Source organism: Streptomyces sp. NPDC058198, from assembly GCF_042882605.1.
In the GTDB taxonomy this organism is placed as follows: domain Bacteria; phylum Actinomycetota; class Actinomycetes; order Streptomycetales; family Streptomycetaceae; genus Streptomyces.
The window spans coordinates 1,465,285-1,484,086 of sequence record NZ_JBHVVP010000001.1 but is presented as its reverse complement, the minus strand read 5'-3'; the positions used below and the strand labels follow the sequence as shown (position 1 = coordinate 1,484,086).

Genomic DNA, 18,802 nt, shown 5'->3' with positions numbered 1-18,802 from the left:
GGTGGTGAGACCCACGTCACTGATTACACGATGGCGGCGAGGGGTCCGGCAATGAGGAGGACATATGACGGCGAGGACGGCGCGGACGGAAAGCAGTCCGACCGAGCAGTTCCGGGCGGCCCGGGACTTCCTCCTGGCGCACCGGGAGGACTACGCGACGGCGTACGAGGGCTTCGCCTGGCCGCGTCCCGAGCGCTTCAACTGGGCGCTGGACTGGTTCGACCGGATCGCCGAGGACAATGACCGTATCGCCCTGCACATCGTCGAGGAGGACGGGCGCAGCTCCCGTTTCACCTTCGCCGAGATGTCCGCCCGCTCCAACCGGACCGCGAACTGGCTGCGTGAGCAGGGCGTACGGGCGGAGGACCGGATCGTCGTCATGCTCGGCAACCAGGCCGAGCTGTGGGAGACCGCGCTCGCCGCGATGAAGCTGCGGGCCGTCGTCATCCCCGCGACGCCGCTGCTCGGCCCCGCCGATCTGCGCGACCGTATCGAGCGCGGCCGGGCCGGCCATGTGATCGTCCGCTCCGAGGACACCGCGAAGTTCGCGGAGGTCCCGGGCGACTTCACCCGGATCGCGGTGGGCGGCGGCGCCGACGAGAGCTGGCTGCCGTACGAGGACGTATACGACCGGCCGGACACCTTCGAGCCCGACGGCGTCACCCATGCGGACGATCCGCTGATGCTCTACTTCACCTCCGGCACGACCGACCGTCCCAAGCTGGTCGAGCACACCCATGTCTCGTATCCGGTCGGCCATCTGGCCACGATGTACTGGATCGGGCTCAAGCCGGGCGATGTCCATCTGAACATCGCCTCACCCGGCTGGGCCAAGCACGCCTGGTCGAACCTCTTCGCCCCCTGGAACGCCGAGGCGACCGTCTTCATCCACAACTACACCCGCTTCGACCCGGCCAGGCTGATGGCGGAGATGGACCGCGCCGGGGTCACCAGCTTCTGCGCCCCGCCCACCGTGTGGCGGATGCTGATCCAGGCCGATCTGTCCCAGCTGCGCACCCGCCCGCGTGAGGCGGTCGCGGCGGGCGAACCGCTCAACCCCGAGGTGATCGAGACGGTCCGCCGCGAGTGGGGCGTGCTGATCAGGGACGGCTTCGGCCAGACCGAGACCGCCGTCCAGGTCGCCAATTCGCCGGGTCAGCCGGTCAAGGCCGGGTCCATGGGCCGGCCGACCCCCGGCTTCAAGGTGGAGCTGCTCGACCCGGTCACCGGGGCTCCGGGCGTGGACGAGGGCGAGATCTCCCTCGATCTCGCCGTCCATCCTGCCGGGGTGATGACGGGCTACCACGGCGACCCGGAGCGGACCGCCGAGGCGATGGCCGGCGGCTACTACCGGACCGGCGACATCGGCTCGCGCGACGCCGACGGCTACATCACCTACATCGGCCGGTCCGACGATGTCTTCAAGGCCTCCGACTACAAGATCTCGCCGTTCGAACTGGAGAGCGCGCTGCTGGAGCACGAGGCGGTGGCGGAGGCGGCGGTCGTCCCCGCGCCCGATCCGCTGCGGCTGGCCGTACCCAAGGCGTATGTCGTCCTCACCGAGGGCTGGGAGCCGGGCCCCGACACGGCGAAGGTGCTCTTCGCCCACTCGCGCGCGGTCCTCGCCCCGTACAAGCGCATCCGCCGCCTGGAGTTCGCCGAGCTGCCCAAGACCGTGTCCGGGAAGATCCGCCGGATCGAGCTGCGCGAGCGGACGGCCGAGGGCTCGGCCGCCGAGTACGACGAGGGGGACCTGCGATGACGGTTCAGGTCACCGCGCCCTCGTACACGCACGGCACAGGCGCGACCGCGCTCCTCGGTGACACGATCGGCGCCAATCTCGGGCGGGCGGCAGCCGCCTTCCCCGACCGGGAGGCGCTGGTCGACGTACCGTCAGGACGACGCTGGACATACCGGGAGTTCGGCGCGGCGGTCGACGAGCTGGCGCGGGCGCTGCTCGGGCGCGGGGTCGCGAAGGGCGACCGGGTCGGGATATGGGCCGTCAACTGCCCCGAATGGGTCCTCGTGCAGTACGCCACGGCCCGGGTCGGCGCCATCATGGTGAATATCAACCCGGCCTACCGGGCCCACGAGTTGGAGTTCGTCCTCAACCAGTCGGGGATCTCGGTGCTGGCCGCCTCCCTCGCCCACCGGAGCAGCGACTACCGCGCCCTGGTCGAGCAGGTGCGCGGCCGCTGCCCCGGGCTGCGCGCCGTGCACTACATCGGAGACTCGAGCTGGGACGAACTGCTGTCCGCCGCCGAGGGGGTGACGGCCGATCAGCTGACGGCGCGTGAGGCCGCGCTGTCCTGCGACGACCCGATCAATATCCAGTACACCTCGGGCACCACCGGCTTCCCCAAGGGCGCCACCCTCTCCCACCACAACATCCTCAACAACGGCTACTTCGTGGGGGAGACGGTCGGCTACACCGAGCAGGACCGGGTCTGTCTGCCCGTTCCGTTCTACCACTGCTTCGGCATGGTCATGGGAAACATCGGTGCCACCTCGCACGCCGCGTGCATCGTCATACCGGCGCCCTCCTTCGAGGCCGGGGCGACGCTGCACGCGGTCCAGCAGGAGCGCTGCACCTCGCTGTACGGCGTCCCGACGATGTTCATCGCCGAGCTGAACCTCGCCGGATTCGCGTCGTACGACCTCTCCTCGCTGCGCACCGGGATCATGGCGGGCTCACCCTGCCCGGTCGAGGTGATGAAGCGGGTCGTCGCCGAGATGAACATGGCCGAGGTGTCGATCTGTTACGGCATGACCGAGACCTCCCCGGTCTCCACCCAGACCCGCCGCGACGACGACCTCGAACGCCGCACGGGCACCGTCGGCCGGGCCCTGCCGCACATCGAGGTCAAGGTGATCGACCCGGTGACCGGGGTGACGCTGCCGCGCGGGGAGACGGGCGAGCTGTGCACCCGCGGCTACAGCGTGATGCTCGGCTACTGGGACGAACCTGAGCGGACGGCCGAGGTCATCGACGCGGGCCGCTGGATGCACACCGGCGATCTCGCGGTGATCCGGGCGGACGGCTACGCCCAGATCGTCGGCCGTATCAAGGACATGATCATCAGAGGCGGTGAGAACGTCTATCCACGGGAGATCGAGGAGTTCCTCTACGGTCACCCGAAGGTCGCGGACGTACAGGTGGTGGGCGTCCCCGACGAGACGTACGGCGAAGAGATCCTGGCCTGTGTCGTCCCGCGCGACCCGGCGCAGCCGCCGTCGCTGGACGACCTCGTGGCGTACTGCCGGGAGCGGCTCGCCCACTACAAGATCCCGCGCAGGATGGAGATCGTGGACGCCTTTCCGATGACGGTCAGCGGGAAGGTCAGGAAGATCGAGCTGCGGGAGCGGTTCTCCGGCCGGGTGTATTGACCGGCTCAGGCCACAGGTGAGGGGCGAATAGTAATGGTATGAGCCTCCTGGCCCCTTCCGTCCCGGCGGTTTCCGGAGTTGCATGGGAGGGGGGCGACGCGGCCTCGCCGCCGCGGGAGAGGACGCGGCCATGCTCTTCGCCGATCGTACGGACGCCGGAAAACAACTCGCCGAACAGCTGGAACAGCTGCGTCTCGACGCTCCTGTGGTGCTGGGGCTGCCGCGCGGCGGGATCCCGGTGGCGTACGAGGCCGCCAGGGCCCTGGCGGCGCCGCTGGACGTCATCACCGTACGCAAACTGGGCGTGCCGGTCCGCCCCGAGCTGGGTTTCGGCGCGATCGGTGAGGACGGGGTGCTCATCCTGAACGACGAGGTGGTCCGGGCCGCCCGGCTCGGACCACGCGACTGCGCGGCGGTGGAGCAGGCCGAGCGGACGGCGCTGCGGGCGAGCCTTCGCCGCTACCGGGGCGAGCGCCCCCCGGCCGGGCTCGCCGGCCGGACGGCCGTGATCGTCGACGACGGCGTCGCCACCGGATCCACCGCGTCGGCCGCCTGCCGGGTGGCGCGGGCCCGTGGAGCGGCCCGGGTGGTGCTGGCCGTGCCGGTGGCCTCGCCCAGGGCCCTGGAGTGGCTGCGCGGCGAGGCCGACGACGTGGTGTGCCTGTACGCGCCGGCGGGCTTCGGCTCGGTCGGCCAGTGGTACGCGGACTTCGCCCAGACGACGGACGGCGAGGTCGCCGGACTGCTGGCCAGTGGCGCCTCCGCCGGGTCCTCCACGGATCGTGCCGCCGAGGAGCACCGGCCCGTGGAATCGGATGTGGTGGTCCGTGCCGGCCGCACCCGGCTGCCAGGGAACCTGAACCTGCCGGAGGGTGCCCGGGGCGTCGTGGTCTTCGCGCACGGCAGCGGAAGCAGCCGCCACAGTCCGCGCAACCGTGCCGTGGCGACGGCCCTGAACCGGGCGGGGCTGGGAACCCTGCTGTTCGACCTCCTCACTCCCGAGGAGGCCCGCGACCGCGCCAATGTCTTCGACATCCCGCTGCTGGCCCGCCGGCTCACGCTGGCGACCGGGTGGCTGCGTGACGAACTCGGCGGTCCTGTCTGCTACTTCGGCGCCAGCACCGGCGCCGCGGCGGCTCTCACCTCCGCGGCCGAGCCGGACGCGGACATCGCGGCGGTGGTCTCCCGCGGCGGCCGTCCCGACCTCGCGGCGGACCGGCTCACCGCGGTACGCGCGCCCACCCTGCTCGTCGTGGGCGGCGCCGACGCCCAGGTGCTCCACCTCAACGAGCAGGCGGCCGACCTGATGCGCTGCGAGCACCAGGTCGCCGTGGTGCCGGGGGCCACCCACCTCTTCGAGGAACCGGGCGCCCTCGAGGCCGTGGCGGACCTCTCCCAGGACTGGTTCACCCGGCATCTGTCGCCGGCGGCGCGCTCGGTGCGCTGAACCTGCCTTGTCGGGCCTGCCTTGTTGAGCTGCCTTCTTCAGCCTGCCTCGGGGAGGGCCTCGGCCCGCGCCCTGGGCGCTCCCTTGACGCCGCACCGGGGCGCCCTTAGATTGCTTCCGTATAGCAGAACTAAACTTCCGTATTACGGAATCGACTCTCAGGTGGCGCGACAGAGCCCGAATCCGCCGGCCGAAGCAGGAGCACTCCATGCCTCGAATGACCGCTGCCCGAGCGGCAGTTGAGATCCTCAAGCGCGAAGGCGTGACAAACGCGTTCGGTGTGCCTGGCGCCGCGATCAACCCCTTCTACGCAGCCCTCAAGGCTTCCGGCGGCGTCCATCACACGCTCGCCCGCCATGTCGAAGGCGCCTCGCACATGGCCGAGGGCTACACCCGCACCCACCCGGGCAACATCGGTGTCTGCGTCGGTACGTCGGGCCCCGCGGGCACCGACATGATCACCGGGCTGTACTCCGCGCTCGGTGACTCGATTCCGATCCTCTGCATCACCGGCCAGGCGCCCACCGCGGTGATCCACAAGGAGGACTTCCAGGCCGTCGACATCGCCTCGATCGCCGCGCCGGTCACCAAGGCCGCGACCACCGTCCTGGAGGCCGCGCAGGTCCCCGGCGTCTTCCAGCAGGCCTTCCATCTGATGCGCTCGGGCCGTCCCGGCCCGGTTCTCGTCGACCTGCCGATCGATGTCCAGCTGACCGAGATCGAGTTCGACCCGGAGACGTACGAGCCGCTGCCGGTCTACCGGCCGGTCGCGAGCCGCGCCCAGATCGAGAAGGCCGTCCGGCTGCTGAACGAGTCCGAGCGCCCGCTGATCGTCGCCGGCGGCGGCGTCATCAACGCCGACGCCGCCGCTCTGCTGGCCGAGTTCGCCGAACTGACCGGCGTGCCGGTCGTCCCGACCCTGATGGGCTGGGGCGCCCTCGCCGACGACCACCCGCTGAACGCCGGCATGGTGGGTCTGCAGACCTCGCACCGCTACGGCAACGCGACATTCCTGGAGTCGGACTTCGTCCTCGGCATCGGCAATCGCTGGGCCAACCGCCACACCGGCAAGCTCGATGTCTACACGCGAGGGCGGACGTTCGTCCATGTCGACATCGAGCCCACCCAGATCGGCAAGATCTTCGCGCCGGACTACGGCATCGCCTCGGACGCCAAGGCCGCGCTGACGCTCTTCGTCGAGGTGGCGAAGGAGCTCAGGGCCGCGGGCGGACTGCCCGACCGCGGCGCGTGGGCCGCCGCCGCGCGGGAGCGCAAGGCCACGCTGCACCGCCGTACGCACTTCGACCAGGTGCCGTTGAAGCCGCAGCGCGTGTACGAGGAGATGAACCGCGCCTTCGGTCCCGAGACCCGGTACGTCACCACCATCGGCCTCTCCCAGATCGCCGGCGCGCAGATGCTCCATGTCTACAAGCCGCGCCACTGGATCAACTGCGGCCAGGCGGGACCGCTCGGCTGGACCATCCCGGCCGCGCTGGGGGTCGCCGTCGCCGACCCCGAGGCGATGGTCGTCGCGCTCTCCGGCGACTACGACTTCCAGTTCATGCTGGAAGAGCTGGCGGTCGGCGCCCAGCACCACATCCCGTACGTCCATGTGCTGGTGAACAACTCGTATCTGGGCCTGATCCGCCAGGCCCAGCGGAACTTCGACATCGACTTCCAGGTCAACCTGGAGTTCGAGAACATCAACTCGCCCGAGCTGGGCGTCTACGGCGTCGACCATGTCAAGGTCGTCGAGGGCCTGGGCTGCAAGGCGATCCGGGTCACCGAACCGGATCAGCTGCTGCCGGCCTTCGAGGAGGCCAAGAAGCTGGCCGCCGAGCACCGTGTCCCGGTCGTCGTGGAAGCGATCCTGGAGCGCGTCACGAACATCTCCATGAGCGGGACCGACATCGCGAGCGTGCACGAGTTCGAGGACATCGCCACGGAGCCGTGGCACGCGCCCACGGAGATCCTGCCACTGGCCTGACCCCCGGCATCCCCGGCCACCGAGGGGGAAGGGGCGGCCCCCGCACCGGAGCGATCCGGCGCGGGGGCCGTTGTCGTGCGCGGTCCACGGCCGTGCGCGGTCCACGGCCCGGTTGTCGCGGCCCGGGCAGGCGAAGAGCGCGGAGTACGGGACCGTCCGTACTCCGCGCGGGCGGAGGCTGCCGGGAACACCGGCGGAAAATAACGCGCGATGCGGCTGTACGTACGGCCGTTCGCGGGTGGTTCCGGGCGGCGGCGGCGCCTGGGCGCGACAGGACAGGTGTCAGCGCCGCAGCCGCCCGGGTTCGGGGTCCGGTGCCGGGTCCGGTGTCAGACCTGCTCGCCGGAGAGGCGCTCGACGGAGCGCAGCAGCGCGGAGTGGTCCAGTCCGCCGTCGCCCTGCGCGCGCAGCGAGGCGACCAGCTGGGCGACCACGGCGCCGACAGGAAGCGCGGCACCGACATCGCGGGCGGCGTCCGTGACGATGCCCATGTCCTTGTGGTGCAGATCGATCCGGAAGCCGGGCTTGAAGTCGCGGTTGAGGAAGTTGTCCCTCTTGCGGGTCAGCACGGTCGAGCCGGCCAGACCGCCGTTGAGGACGTCCAGGGCGGCGGCCAGGTCCACGCCGGACTTCTCCAGGAAGACCACGGCCTCGGCGCAGGCCTGGATGTTGACCGCGACGATCAGCTGGTTGGCGGCCTTCACCGTCTGGCCGGAGCCGTGCGGACCGCACAGCACGATGGTCTTGCCGAGGGCCTCCAGCAGCGGCCTGGCCTCGTCGAAGTCGGCCCGCTCACCGCCCGCCATGATGGAGAGGACCGCCTCGACGGCGCCGGCCTCGCCGCCGGAGACCGGGGCGTCCAGGACGCGGATGCCCTTGTCGGCGGCGTTCTTGGCCAGGTCCACGGAGGTCTGCGGGGTGATCGAGGACATGTCGATCAGCAGGGCGCCGCGCCTGGCGTTGTCCAGGATGCCGTTCTCGCCGTACGCGACGGCCTCGACCTGCGGGGAGGCGGGCACCATCGTGACGATCACGTCCGCGTCCCGTACCGCCTCGGCGATCGAGCCGGCGGCTGTACCGCCGGCGGCCGAGAGGCGGTCCAGCTTGTCCTGTTCCAGCGTGAAGCCGGTCACCGGGTAGCCGGCCTTGATCAGGTTCTCGGACATGGGGGAGCCCATGATGCCGAGACCTATCCATGCGACCTTGGGAAGACTGCTCATGGGTGCCTCTTTCCACACACGCGTGACAACGGTCAGTTGGTGAGCCAGCCGAAGGCCTCGGCGCTCGGCCGGTCGCCCGGCTTGTACTCCAGGCCGACCCAGCCGTCGTAACCGGCTTTCCGCAGCCGGCCGAGGAGGTCCTCCAGCGGCAGCGATCCGGTGCCGGGCGCGCCACGGCCCGGGTTGTCCGCGATCTGTACGTGGCCGGTCTGGTGGGCGTACCGGTCGATGACCCCGTTCAGGTCCTCGCCGTTCATCGACAGGTGGTAGAGATCCAGCAGGAACGAGGCATTGCCAAGACCCGTGGCCGCGTTGACCCGGTCCACGACCTCGATCGCGGACTCCGCGCTCACCAGCGGACAGAGCGGGGACTCCGGCTTGTTGAGCGCCTCGACCAGCAGGACCGCCCCGATCCGGTCGGCCGCGCGGGCGGCCAGCACGAGGTTCTCCAGGGCGAGGGCGTCCTGCACGCGCGGGTCGACGCCCTCGACGCGGTTGCCGTACAGCGCGTTGAGCGCCGTGCAGCCCACGGAGGCGGCGAACCCGGTCACGACATCGATATTGGCGCGGAAGCGGTCGGACTCCTCGCCGGGTACGGAGAGCGCGCCCCGGTCGGGGCCCGGCAGTTGCCCGGCGTAGAAGTTCAGCCCCACCAGCCGGGTGCCGGCGTCGTCGAGCGCCTTCTTGAGCGCGTCGAGCTCGGCCCGCGGCGGCGTGGGGGTGTCGGTCCAGGGCCACCACAGCTCCACGGCGGTGAACCCCGCCGCGGCGGCGGCCGCGGGTCGCTCCAGAAGCGGGAGCTCGGTGAAGAGGATGGACAGGTTCACATCGAAGCGCTGGTCCGAGTAGCCCATGAAATGCGCCCCTTCCGTATTGCGGAAGTCATATTCTGCTTGATGGAAGCCTGCCCGGGAGGCTCCTGGGCTGTCAAGTGGGGCTCCCGGTTTTCCTCACCCACGCAGTGGGTTGAGCCCGTGCGATTGAGAGTGAAGTCCTGCTGCGTGTGCCCTGGATGTGCCCGCTGGCCGGGCGGGTCAGGGGCGTCTTGCAGTGATGAGTCCGCACAGTCGGCGAGATCCGTGTGAGAGCGTGTGGGAGGACGACGAAGCCCCGCCGGATTGCCTGGGTTCCAGTGATCGTCAGGCCGGCGCGAACGACCGAGGCCGCAGCCACCTCCGCCGCCGGGTTCCATCCTTGCTGGAGCTCAGGTTGCGCTCCCTGGTGTCCTCGACCGTGAGCGCCGGCGACCTGTCCGAGCCGGTCGCCGAGCGCCCTTCGTCCTCCTCCGCGCCCGGTGCCCCCCCGGGCTCGTCGGCACGGCAGGCGGCCCCCGCCGGGCGGTGGTGATTGACAGGGGCATGACCATTGTCTAGGTTCCCCTGCGGCAGCGGTGTCACACAGACCCCCGCCCTCCCCGGGAGGATGCACATGGTCGCATCGTTCGTCACTCATCGCGCCCTCGATGGCGGGACGTATCACCTGGAGGGCGACCTCGACCTCGAGTCGCCGTCTACTTCGGCCGTCGAGGTGGTGGTCGGTGGCCGACTGGTCGAGTTCACCGCCGGGCCGGCCTCTTTGGGGGACGATGTCGCCGCTTCCCTGGGCATCGCGTCACCCGACTCCGAGCTCACCTTCCAGAAGGGCACGCTGCGCATCTTCCAGTCGATCGAGCGCGAGCCGCGCTCAGGGCTCGTGGAGCGGCCATCGCTTGTCGTGTGGCGCGGCCGGCACCACGCACTCGTGACCCGGCTGTATGGCCTGAGCGTGGCCGAGGTGCTCGGGCTGCTCCGGTCGGTGCGTATCGCGGAGAGCGAGTACGGGCTCACCCTCCAGCCGGATCCGTCGGCCGGAAGCGCCTTCGCGCGGCCCGCGACGGTGATCAAGGAGGTGCCCGGCCTCGGGCTGCTGGAGCTGTCCCGGCGGACGAAGGAGCACACCGCCCAGCTTCCGCCCTGGAAGGGGGTGACGGTCGCGTCCGGTGAACTGTTCCGCGACACGCTCTCCGACGGCAGCCCGTTCTTCGTGCTCTCCTCCACCGAGATCTGGGCCACGCTGGTGCCGCTGGCGTCGACTCGCGTCGAGCGGGTGCCCGAGCTCGTCGGGCGGCTCGCGCTGCGGCACACCGGATGAGCCGGCGGTGATCGGCTTCTACGGCGGGCTGACCGCCTCGATCGTCATACTGAGCCTGTTCATGGGTGCGGGCTCTCACGCCGCCCGTCCGGCTGCCCTGGGTGAGGCGCTGCGGGTGCACGGCGTGCTGGGCCCGCGGTTCCGCCGGTTCGCGGCCGCCGTCCTGCCCTTCGCGGAGGGCGCCCTGGGGGCGGTCGGCGCGGCCGCGCTGCTGACAGGTCACCAGCGGGGGCTGCAGGCCGTACTCGCCGTGGGGACCGCCCTCTTCGGGCTCTACGCCGGCTACACGCGGCACGTCCTCGCCCTCGGCCGCGGGGGGCCGTGCGGCTGTTCACGCCAGGATGTGCCCCTGAGCCGCTGGGTGACGCGGCGGGCCGTGGCCCTCGCCGGGCTCGCGCTGGCCGGCGCGGTCATCGCCGGGGCCGGCCCCGTACGGCTCTCCGCGGCGGAGCTGATCACACTGATGCTCGCAGCTTCTGCCTGCACCGTGCTGCTGTGGTCCCTGCCCGCTGCCATGCACGAGCCGACCGCAGCATCCGTTCACCTGCCGACCAGGGCCACTGTTCACCAGCCGACCGAGACCACCGTGCACCGGACTGCCGAAGGAGTGTCGACGCGATGGACTTCACCACCAGCGCTGTGATCGCCTCGTGGGCGGCGATCGCGCTGCTCGCGCTGGTCGTCTCGGGATTGATCAGGCAGGTGCACCAGCTGTCACAAACGCAGCCGCACCACCCCGGGCGGGTGGGCATCGCACCCGGCGCATCGGCGCCCGGGCTCGATCCGGCCGGGCTCGACGGCCTCCTGACGCCGGGCCGCGCCGCGCTGCTGCTCTTCCTTGACGCCGACTGCCGCACCTGCGGCCAGGTGCTCGCCGAGGCCGGCGCCTGGACGATCCGCCAGGGCCCTGCCGCCGCCCCGCAGGTGCTCGGGTTCTACGCGGGCGCCGGGCCGCAGGCCGACGAAGGCGCCGTCCCGGTCAGGGATCACCGTCCGGAGCTGTTCACGGCCTACGACATCCCCGCCACCCCCTATGCGGTGGCCATCGATCCGGAGGGCCGGATCGCGCGTTCGGAGCCGCTCGGTTCACCCACCGCGCTGTTGCGGTTGCTCGACGACATCCAACCCGCAACGCCGAGGAGCCTGCCGTGACTTCACTGGACGACGTGCCCACTCTGCGCCGCTCCGGGAGCGGTGGCCGCCGATCCTGGACCGGGCGCGGGGCTCTTCCATCCTTCGCGCCGTCCAGGCGCACAGTGCTGCAGGCGGCGACCGCCGCGGGCTTTGCCGCGCTGGGGGTGTTCACCGCCGCCCGGCAGGCATATGCCGACGGCTACGACATCTGGACCGGTGCGTGCCCGAGTTACGCCGAGGACCACAACTGCTCCCCGGGCTGCGGGCCCAGCACCATCTATGCCGACGCGTGCGTGACATCGGGGACGAACACCGGCTTCCACCGGTCGGACGGTGTCACCTGGACGCTGCGGCCCAACCAGTGCTACGCCGGTACCTACGACGGCTGGCTGTGGCGCTACAGCGCGGCCTGCGGCAGCTGCGGCTGCGGTATCGAGCGGCGCTGCCACGACGGGTACCGCAACACCGGCTCCGGCTGGGTGAAGTCCATCTGCCGCTGGACCACCGACTGCGACTGCCCTGGCTCCATCAGCTGGCCGACCCTCGGTCGCGGCGCCACCGGGCCCGACGTCCACACCATCCAGCACCTGCTCACCCACCACGGTCATCCGGCGGCTGCCGACGGCATCTTCGGGCCGGACACCGAGGCGCAGGTCGACGAGTTCCAGTCGGCGAATGGACTCAGCCCCACGGGCAGCGTCAGCCCGGCCACCTGGCCGGTACTGGTCGTCACCGTGCGCCAAGGAGACGTGAACGATGCCGTACGCGGCGCGCAGCGGCAGCTCAACAAGCACGGCTCCGCACTGACGGTCGACGGCAATTTCGGTTCGCTCACAGGGCAGGCCGTCGTCTCGTTCCAGTCGCTGCACGGCCTGACCGCCGACGGCGTGGTCGGTCAGAACACCTGGCTCACGCTGACCGGGACCGTCTAGATGAGCGAGTCCGGCCGTCCTGCGGCCTGGCCGAGCGGCGCCCGTACCGTACGGGCGCTGCTCACCGATCCCGCCCTGCCCCTGGCGGCCCTGGGGATTGCGGTGATCGCCGCCGCCCTCTACGCCCCCATGCTGACCTGGGCGATCACCGGCGGTCTGGCCGGCTACTCGCTCTCCGGCTCCGTTTGAACGCGCAACAGCGCGTTCGCGCTGGCCTCGCCAGGTTGGCGGGCAACGTACAGACAGGCGCTGGTCCTCGGCGTGTTCACCGTCGGCCTGCTGGTCGGCGGGGTGCTGACGGCCGGGGTGTTGTGGCTCCTGTCCGGTCTCTTCACACCGCTCCCGGCCGACGTGCGGAAAGGGCTGATCGTGGCCGTCGCGCTGCTCGCCGCGCTGCGCGACGCGGGCAAGCTGCCGCTACGGATGCCGCAGAACGCCCGGCAGATACCGCAGGACGTACTGCGCCGCCATCTGGCGCGCGGCGCCCTGCAGTTCGGCTTCGAGCTCGGTACGGGCGTGCGTACCTATGTCTCGGCGAGCGCGCCGTACGCGATGGCGGTCGCGGTGCTGCTGTCCGGGGGCTCCTACGCGCCCGCCCTGGCGGCCGGACTCGGCTTCGGAGCGGGCCGGGCACTCACCCCGGCTCTGCGCAGGCTTTCCGGAAACGGGGAGCGCTGGGACGGCCTGCTCGCGCGGCGGCTGAGCGGCATGACCGTCCTGTGCTCCGTGCTGATCGCCGCTGCCGCCTGCGCGATCTTCCGATAGCGTCGTCGCCCGACGTCGTGACAGGGCACGGAGGTTGTACTCGCAACGACCGTGGCCTGCAGGCCGGTTGTGCCGGAGGTCTGGTCCTGTGGCAGATGGTGGCGGTGTGGACACGCAACGGTCATGGAGGTCAAACTCGCCTCGGCCTTCTCGCCGGGAATCGGGAAGGACTCATAACGGAGGCGCGATGTTGAGGCGTACGACGCAACTCGTTCTTGCTGTTGTCATGACCGCGACAGCAACTGTGGGTCGCATGCTGGCCACGGCCGTCCCCGACCACAACGACCACACCCACGTGGACGGACGCACCAGCCGCTCCTGGTCCGCGCCCAATTGCGGCGTCTGACCGGCAAGTCCCCACGCGCACAGCAGTCCACTTTCCCCGGGTCGGCCTCCGGCCCGGGGAAGCGGCCCGCCCTGGCCGCGCCGATCCCCCCCACACTTTCTCCCCCACTTTCGAGTAGGAGTGCCCTGATGTCGTCCCGCACCCCCTGGCGCGCCCGCGCCGGAACGGCCCTGCTGGCGGTGCTCGCCGGTATCGGCGCGTTCGCCGTACCCGGCCACGCCCTGGCCGATTCCCCGCCCGAGAGCCGGCAGACCGTCACCTACCACGGCTACCGCATCGAGGTGCCCGCCGAATGGCAGGTGGTCGATCTGGCCGAGAACCCGCGCGCCTGCCTCCGGTTCGACAGACCCGCCGTCTACCTGGGCGAGCCCGCCGACCAGAACGACTGCCCCGCCGGAGTCGTCGGCCGTGCGGCGGGCATCGTCGTGGAGCCCATCACCGCCCGCTCCGCCGGCCAGGCGACGGCGGCGACCGCGCGGACCCAGCGCGGCAAGGCCACCGCCCCGACCGCCGCGTCCAGCAACGACACCATCCAGATCGCGGTCGAGGACGCCGGCGTGCTCGTGACCGCCGCCCACACCCCGCAAACCGAGAGCCTGGTGCGCGGCGTTCTCGCCTCGGCCGACCTCACCGAGGACGCCGAGCGCACCGAGCTGCCCCGCGCGGCTCAGCGGTCCGACGCCACCCCCCTGGCCGCGGCCGGGCCGCAACCGGGCAGCTACCTGGGCAAGGGCTTCGACGCCTGTACCGCGCCCTCGCAAGCCGCTATGAACGCCTGGCAGGCGAGCTCGCCGTACAGCGCGGTCGGCGTCTACATCAGCGGCTCCTTCCGGGGCTGCGCCCAGCCGAATCTGACGGCGAGCTGGGTGACCAGCCAGACCAACAACGGATGGCGTCTGTTCCCCATCGACGTTGGCCGCCAGGCACCGTGCACCAGCTACTCGCTGACGATTTCCACCGATCCGGCCACGGCCAAGTCCCAGGGTGTCTCCGCCGCGGCCGGCGCCGTCACCGCCGCGTCGAACCTCGGTATCCCGGCGGGCAGCGCCCTCTACAGCGACATCGAGGCGTACAGCTCCACGGCCTCCTGCAAGGCGGCCGTGCTGTCGTACCTGTCCGGCTGGACCGAGCGGCTGCACAGCAGCGGCTATCTGTCGGGCCTCTACTCCAGCGCCGCCTCCGGCATCAAGGACGCCGCCAGCGAGTACAACAACAGCGCCTACACGCGGGTCGACCACCTTTTCTACGCGTGGTGGAACGGCGCCGCCGACACCAACACCGGTTCCTACGTGCCGTCCACCTACTGGTCCAACCACCAGCGGATCCACCAGTACGCGGGTGAGGTCACGGAGTCCTACGGCGGCTACTCGATCACCATCGACCGCGACTACCTGGACGTGGGCAACGGCACCCCGCCCCCGTCCACCTGCACCGGGGCGAACTTCAGCTTCACCGCGTACACCACCGTCCAGAGCGGCTCGTCCGGAGACCAGGTCAAGGCGGCCCAGTGCCTGCTCAAGGCCGCCGGCTTCGACCCGGGCACCCCGGACGGGATCTTCGGGTCCGCCACCGCCACCGCCGCCCGGAACTTCCAGGCCGGCAAGGGGCTCACGGCGGACGGTGTGGTCGGCGCGAAGACCTGGACGGCTCTGCTGTCCCGCGGATCCACCACGACCATCCAGAACGGCTCGACGGGAGAGGCCGTCACCCGGCTGCAGCGCGCCCTGACCGCCGCGCTCGGGCGGACCGTGGCCATCGACGGCGCCTTCGGCTCGGGCACCGGCCAGGCCGTACGCGACTACCAGTCCTCGCGCGGGCTGGGCGCCGACGGCATCGTCGGCCCAGCCACCTGGAGCGCCCTTCAGTCGGGGAAGTGAGCAGGACAGTGAGCGATAAGCGAACAGGAAAGTGAGGCAGGTAATCGTGAGACGACTCGCACGCATCATCACGCTGTTCACCGCGATGGCGGGCCTGCTCTTCGGACTGGGCGTCCCCGCACAGGCATTCCCGCAGGCCGCGTTCCCGCTGACGAGCAGCGGCAACCGGGGCTCCGACGTCGTCGCGCTGCAGCACCTGCTCGCCGCGCACGGCCGTGCCGTGGCGGTGGACGGCGTCTTCAGCTCGGGCACGCAGAGCGCCGTGGTGGGCTTCCAGCAGTCCAAGGGCCTGGCCGCGGACGGCATCGTCGGGCCCGCCACCTGGGGCGCGCTCGCCGTCACCGTACGACAGGGCGACAACGGGCCGGCGGTGAAGGCCGTCCAGTCGCTGCTCAATGCCAAGCGGGGCGCCGGCCTCTCGGTCGACGGGGCCTTCGGACCCGCCAGCAACTCCGCCGTCCGCACCTTCCAGTCCCATGCGGGAATCGGCGCGGACGGCGTCGTCGGGCCGGCCACCTGGCAGAACCTGCTGTGGCACTACGAGAACATCGGCTTCGGCGGCGGCTCGATGTGCGCACAGAGTCCCGACGGCAACGCGGGCGCCCACTGGGCGACAGCCGGCGCGGTCGGTCAGCTGGAGGCCGCCGCCGCCACGTTCGCCACCACCGGGAACGGCAGACTTCCGGTCGGCGACGCGGGCTTCGAGCACAGTGGGGACATACCCGGCCACGGCAGCCACGATGTCGGGATGGACATCGACGTGTGGCCGGCCCGCACCGACTCGGCGCAGTGCACCGCGGGGCGTATCACCTGGCAGTCGAGCACCTACGACCGCGCGGCCACCCGCAGGCTCGTGCAGGAGATCCGGGCGAAGGCCCCCGGCCACGTCCAGCTGATCTTCTTCAACGATCCGCAGCTGATCTCGGAAGGACTGACCACGAGCTACCCGAACCACGACAACCACCTGCACATCCGCTACCGGTAGCGGGCCGGCCGCGGGCCCGGGGCCTCGCCCGCGGACCTGCGGCCGTCCGCAGCGCTCAGCGGATCACCAGCGTGGTGCCGGCCACGGCGGGCACCAGTTCCCCGATGACCGGATGTCCGGGTATCTCCCCGGCGACCAGCAGTCCGCCGGAGGTCTGCGCGTCGGCAAGCAGGTGCAACTGGTCGTCGCTCGCCCGTCCCGCGTCCAGGTGCGGACGCACCCAGTCGAGATTGCGCCGGGTGCCTCCGCTGACGTACCCGGCCCGCAGGGACTCCCAGGCGCTGTCGAGCACGGGGACGGCGGCGGCGTCCACCACGGCCGTGACGCCGCTGGCCCTGGCCAGTTTGTGCAGATGGCCGAGCAGACCGAATCCGGTCACATCGGTAGCGCACACGGCGCCGGCCTCCAGGGCAGCGGCACTGGCCTTGTCGTTGAGCGCCGCCATGACGGCGACGGCGTGCGCAAAGACCTCGCCCGTCCGCTTGTGGCGGTTGTTGAGTATTCCGACACCCAGCGGTTTGGTCAGCGTCAGCGGCACACCCGGCCGGCCGGCGTCGTTGCGCAGCAGCCGGTCCGGATCCACCAGGCCGGTCACGGCCATTCCGTAGAGCGGTTCCGGGCTGTCGATGCTGTGGCCGCCGCCGACGAGGCAGCCGGCGCTGCGGGCGACGTCGAGCGCTCCCGCCAGGACCTCCCGGGCCAGCTCCGCGGGGAGTACGTCACGGGGCCAGCCCAGCAGGTTGAGCCCGACGAGGGGCCGGCCGCCCATCGCGTAGACGTCGGACAGGGCGTTGGCCGCGGCGATTCGGCCCCAGTCGCGGGCGTCGTCGACGACGGGCGTGAAGAAGTCGGCCGTCGACACCAGGGCGGTGCCGTCACCGGTGCGCACCACCGCGGCGTCGTCGCCGTCGTCGAGTCCGACCAGCAGCCGGTCCTCGTCGCCGCGCAGGGCCTGTCCGGGGTTCCGGGGCTGCCGCAGTCCCGCGACCATCGCCTCCAGCTCCCCCGGAGGGATCTTGCAGGCGCAGCCGCCGCCGCGTGCGTACTGGGTCAGCCGTACGGGCGCGGCGGATCCGGCGGCGGGGCCAACAGTCGTCATACGACGATCATTTCACCCCTTGCCCCAGCAGCGTGCGGGGATCACAATCTTGCTCCGGAGGCGTTGGGCGGGCTGGTGCCCCTCCCGATCTTCAAAATCGGTGTGGTCCGGAAACCGGGCCAGGCGGGTTCGATTCCCGTCCGCCTCCGCTGACTTCGATCGGAGTGGCGCGAGTGGCTGACAAGATGCGGCAGCCGCCGACGGACACCCGGCGGCAGGTGCCGAGCGCCACGGTGCTGCTCGGCGATCCCCGGCTGAGCGAGGCGTCCGCACGGCTGGGCAGGCCCATCGTCAAGGCCGCGGTCGCCATCGCCCAGCAGGCCGTACGCGACGGACGGATCGGCCCGGGTGACGCGGTCCATGCCGCTCTTGCCGCGCTCCCCGCACGCGCGGCCGGGCTGAGCCCCGTGCACAACGCCACCGGTGTGGTGCTGCACACCAATCTGGGACGGGCCCCGCTGTCGCGGTCCGCGCTGGAGGCGATGGCGGCAGCCGGCGGATACACGGACGTCGAGCTGGACCTGAGAACCGGCAGACGGGCGTCGCGCGGCCGCAGCGCCATGGCGGCCCTTCGGGAAGCGGTGCCGGCCGCAGAGGCCGTGCACGTGGTCAACAACGGAGCCGCCGCCCTGGCCCTGGCGGCGGTGACGCTGGCCCCGGGGCGCGACATTCTGCTCAGCCGGGGCGAGTTCGTGGAGATCGGCGACGGCTTCCGGATACCCGAACTGCTGGCCTCCTGCGGCGCCCGGATACGCGAGGTCGGCACCACCAACCGGACCCGTCTCGGCGACTACGCGGACGCCGTCGGCCCGGACACCGGCTTCATCCTCAAGGTCCACCCGTCGAACTTCACGGTGAGCGGCTTCACCCGGGAAGTGGACGCCGGGGAACTGGCGTCGCTGGGCCTGCCCGTGGTGGTCGACATCGGCTCCGGCCTCCTCACGCCTGACCCGGTGCTACCGGACGAGCCGGACGCGGCCACGGCCCTGCGCGCCGGCGCCACGCTGGTCACCGCCAGTGGGGACAAGCTGCTCGGCGGCCCGCAGGCGGGGCTGATCCTCGGCAGGGCCGCCGTCGTGGAGCGGATGCGCCGCCATCCGCTGGCCCGCGCCCTGCGCGTGGACAAGTTCACCCTGGCCGCGCTGGAAGCGACACTGCGCGGTCCCGAGCCACCCGTGCACGCAGCCGTGCACATGCCGCTGCCGCAGCTGCGCATCCGCACGCTGCGCCTGGCCGAGGACGTGGCGCGCCGAGGTCTGGACGCGCGCGTCGTGCCCTGCGAGGCGGTGGTGGGAGGAGGCGGCGCCCCCGGGACCGCCCTGCCGTCCTGTGCGCTCAGCCTCCCCGACGACTTGGCGACGCCGCTGCGCACCGGTGAACCGGCCGTGCTCGGCCGGGTGGTGCGCGGCCGGCTGCTGCTGGACCTGCGGTGCGTACCGCAGGCGTGCGACGGCGACATCCTTGCCGCGGTGCTGCGCGCGGCAGGGCGGTGA

Annotated in this window: 16 protein-coding genes and 1 tRNA gene; 14 read left to right on the top strand and 3 right to left on the bottom strand. The window is 71.3% G+C overall.

Going from position 1 to position 18,802, the window contains the following annotated elements; all coding sequences use genetic code 11:
* Positions 1-64: 64 nt before the first annotated feature.
* The 4 genes from ACFVWW_RS06575 to gcl all read left to right on the top strand — a co-directional run bounded on the left by ACFVWW_RS06575 (position 65) and on the right by gcl (position 6,821).
* Positions 65-1,762 carry an AMP-binding protein gene (locus tag ACFVWW_RS06575; RefSeq protein WP_386876276.1) on the top strand — a complete coding sequence of 566 codons (1,698 nt, stop codon included), beginning with the start codon at positions 65-67 and terminating at the stop codon, positions 1,760-1,762.
* The gene (locus ACFVWW_RS06570) at positions 1,759-3,387 is read left to right on the top strand and encodes an AMP-binding protein (protein WP_386876274.1); all 1,629 of its coding nucleotides are present in this window, start codon (positions 1,759-1,761) and stop codon (positions 3,385-3,387) included. The genes ACFVWW_RS06575 and ACFVWW_RS06570 overlap by 4 nt, the downstream gene beginning before the upstream one ends.
* 130 nt (positions 3,388-3,517) lie before the next feature.
* Positions 3,518-4,834, top strand: coding sequence for a phosphoribosyltransferase family protein (locus ACFVWW_RS06565; protein ID WP_386876272.1), 1,317 nt, complete (start codon positions 3,518-3,520; stop codon positions 4,832-4,834).
* Positions 4,835-5,042: 208 nt separating this feature from the next.
* Positions 5,043-6,821 carry a glyoxylate carboligase gene (gcl, locus tag ACFVWW_RS06560; RefSeq protein ID WP_384329183.1) on the top strand — a complete coding sequence of 593 codons (1,779 nt, stop codon included), beginning with the start codon at positions 5,043-5,045 and terminating at the stop codon, positions 6,819-6,821.
* Between the two features lie 329 nt (positions 6,822-7,150).
* Here gcl and ACFVWW_RS06555 read toward each other — a convergent pair whose 3' ends face one another.
* Together ACFVWW_RS06555 and ACFVWW_RS06550 are read right to left on the bottom strand one after the other, a co-directional pair.
* Positions 7,151-8,041, bottom strand: coding sequence for a 2-hydroxy-3-oxopropionate reductase (locus ACFVWW_RS06555; protein WP_384186952.1), 891 nt, complete (start codon positions 8,039-8,041; stop codon positions 7,151-7,153).
* 32 nt (positions 8,042-8,073) lie between these two features.
* Positions 8,074-8,895 (bottom strand): TIM barrel protein, encoded by an 822-nt coding sequence (locus ACFVWW_RS06550; protein WP_384186949.1) that lies wholly within the window; start codon positions 8,893-8,895, stop codon positions 8,074-8,076.
* Between the two features lie 574 nt (positions 8,896-9,469).
* On the opposite strand from ACFVWW_RS06550, the gene ACFVWW_RS06545 reads away from it, so the two are divergent.
* From ACFVWW_RS06545 to ACFVWW_RS06510, 8 genes are all read left to right on the top strand, one after another.
* Positions 9,470-10,171, top strand: coding sequence for a hypothetical protein (locus tag ACFVWW_RS06545; RefSeq protein ID WP_386876269.1), 702 nt, complete (start codon positions 9,470-9,472; stop codon positions 10,169-10,171).
* 7 nt (positions 10,172-10,178) lie between these two features.
* On the top strand, positions 10,179-10,814 hold the full coding sequence (locus tag ACFVWW_RS06540) for a MauE/DoxX family redox-associated membrane protein (protein ID WP_384186943.1): 636 nt from the start codon (positions 10,179-10,181) through the stop codon (positions 10,812-10,814).
* Complete coding sequence (locus ACFVWW_RS06535; RefSeq protein WP_386876267.1) at positions 10,790-11,323, top strand: hypothetical protein; 534 nt, start codon at positions 10,790-10,792, stop codon at positions 11,321-11,323. The genes ACFVWW_RS06540 and ACFVWW_RS06535 overlap by 25 nt, the downstream gene beginning before the upstream one ends.
* Positions 11,320-12,237, top strand: a complete 918-nt coding sequence (locus tag ACFVWW_RS06530; protein ID WP_384186937.1) for a peptidoglycan-binding protein — start codon at positions 11,320-11,322, stop codon at positions 12,235-12,237. Before ACFVWW_RS06535 ends, ACFVWW_RS06530 begins: the two co-directional genes overlap by 4 nt.
* Entirely contained in the window at positions 12,238-12,426 is a 189-nt protein-coding gene (locus ACFVWW_RS06525; protein ID WP_384186934.1) for a hypothetical protein, read from the top strand. It begins immediately after the preceding gene.
* Between the two features lie 72 nt (positions 12,427-12,498).
* Complete coding sequence (locus tag ACFVWW_RS06520; protein ID WP_384186931.1) at positions 12,499-13,002, top strand: hypothetical protein; 504 nt, start codon at positions 12,499-12,501, stop codon at positions 13,000-13,002.
* A gap of 474 nt (positions 13,003-13,476) precedes the next feature.
* Positions 13,477-15,225 (top strand): glycoside hydrolase domain-containing protein, encoded by a 1,749-nt coding sequence (locus ACFVWW_RS06515; RefSeq protein ID WP_386876264.1) that lies wholly within the window; start codon positions 13,477-13,479, stop codon positions 15,223-15,225.
* Positions 15,226-15,271: 46 nt separating this feature from the next.
* On the top strand, positions 15,272-16,210 hold the full coding sequence (locus ACFVWW_RS06510) for a penicillin-insensitive murein endopeptidase (RefSeq protein WP_386876262.1): 939 nt from the start codon (positions 15,272-15,274) through the stop codon (positions 16,208-16,210).
* A gap of 55 nt (positions 16,211-16,265) precedes the next feature.
* On the opposite strand, the gene selD is transcribed toward ACFVWW_RS06510, so the two are convergent.
* A complete protein-coding gene (selD, locus tag ACFVWW_RS06505; protein WP_384186922.1) occupies positions 16,266-17,309 on the bottom strand; it encodes a selenide, water dikinase SelD in 1,044 nt (347 codons plus the stop codon).
* A 56-nt stretch (positions 17,310-17,365) separates the two neighbouring features.
* Here selD and ACFVWW_RS06500 point away from each other — a divergent pair.
* Both ACFVWW_RS06500 and selA read left to right on the top strand, forming a co-directional pair.
* A tRNA-Sec gene (locus ACFVWW_RS06500) sits at positions 17,366-17,459 on the top strand.
* 35 nt (positions 17,460-17,494) lie between these two features.
* Positions 17,495-18,802, top strand: a complete 1,308-nt coding sequence (selA, locus tag ACFVWW_RS06495) for an L-seryl-tRNA(Sec) selenium transferase (RefSeq protein WP_384187085.1) — start codon at positions 17,495-17,497, stop codon at positions 18,800-18,802.

What these genes read in the sequence shown, in the direction of transcription:
- selD (WP_384186922.1), bottom strand. Translation starts at nt 17,309, where the DNA reads ATGACGACTGTTGGCCCCGCCGCCGGATCCGCCGCGCCCGTACGGCTG.
- ACFVWW_RS06555 (WP_384186952.1), bottom strand. Translation starts at nt 8,041, where the DNA reads ATGAGCAGTCTTCCCAAGGTCGCATGGATAGGTCTCGGCATCATGGGC.
- ACFVWW_RS06565 (WP_386876272.1), top strand. Translation starts at nt 3,518, where the DNA reads ATGCTCTTCGCCGATCGTACGGACGCCGGAAAACAACTCGCCGAACAG.
- ACFVWW_RS06550 (WP_384186949.1), bottom strand. Translation starts at nt 8,895, where the DNA reads ATGGGCTACTCGGACCAGCGCTTCGATGTGAACCTGTCCATCCTCTTC.
- selA (WP_384187085.1), top strand. Translation starts at nt 17,495, where the DNA reads ATGCGGCAGCCGCCGACGGACACCCGGCGGCAGGTGCCGAGCGCCACG.
- gcl (WP_384329183.1), top strand. Translation starts at nt 5,043, where the DNA reads ATGCCTCGAATGACCGCTGCCCGAGCGGCAGTTGAGATCCTCAAGCGC.
- ACFVWW_RS06545 (WP_386876269.1), top strand. Translation starts at nt 9,470, where the DNA reads ATGGTCGCATCGTTCGTCACTCATCGCGCCCTCGATGGCGGGACGTAT.
- ACFVWW_RS06575 (WP_386876276.1), top strand. Translation starts at nt 65, where the DNA reads ATGACGGCGAGGACGGCGCGGACGGAAAGCAGTCCGACCGAGCAGTTC.
- ACFVWW_RS06525 (WP_384186934.1), top strand. Translation starts at nt 12,238, where the DNA reads ATGAGCGAGTCCGGCCGTCCTGCGGCCTGGCCGAGCGGCGCCCGTACC.
- ACFVWW_RS06515 (WP_386876264.1), top strand. Translation starts at nt 13,477, where the DNA reads ATGTCGTCCCGCACCCCCTGGCGCGCCCGCGCCGGAACGGCCCTGCTG.
- ACFVWW_RS06535 (WP_386876267.1), top strand. Translation starts at nt 10,790, where the DNA reads ATGGACTTCACCACCAGCGCTGTGATCGCCTCGTGGGCGGCGATCGCG.
- ACFVWW_RS06570 (WP_386876274.1), top strand. Translation starts at nt 1,759, where the DNA reads ATGACGGTTCAGGTCACCGCGCCCTCGTACACGCACGGCACAGGCGCG.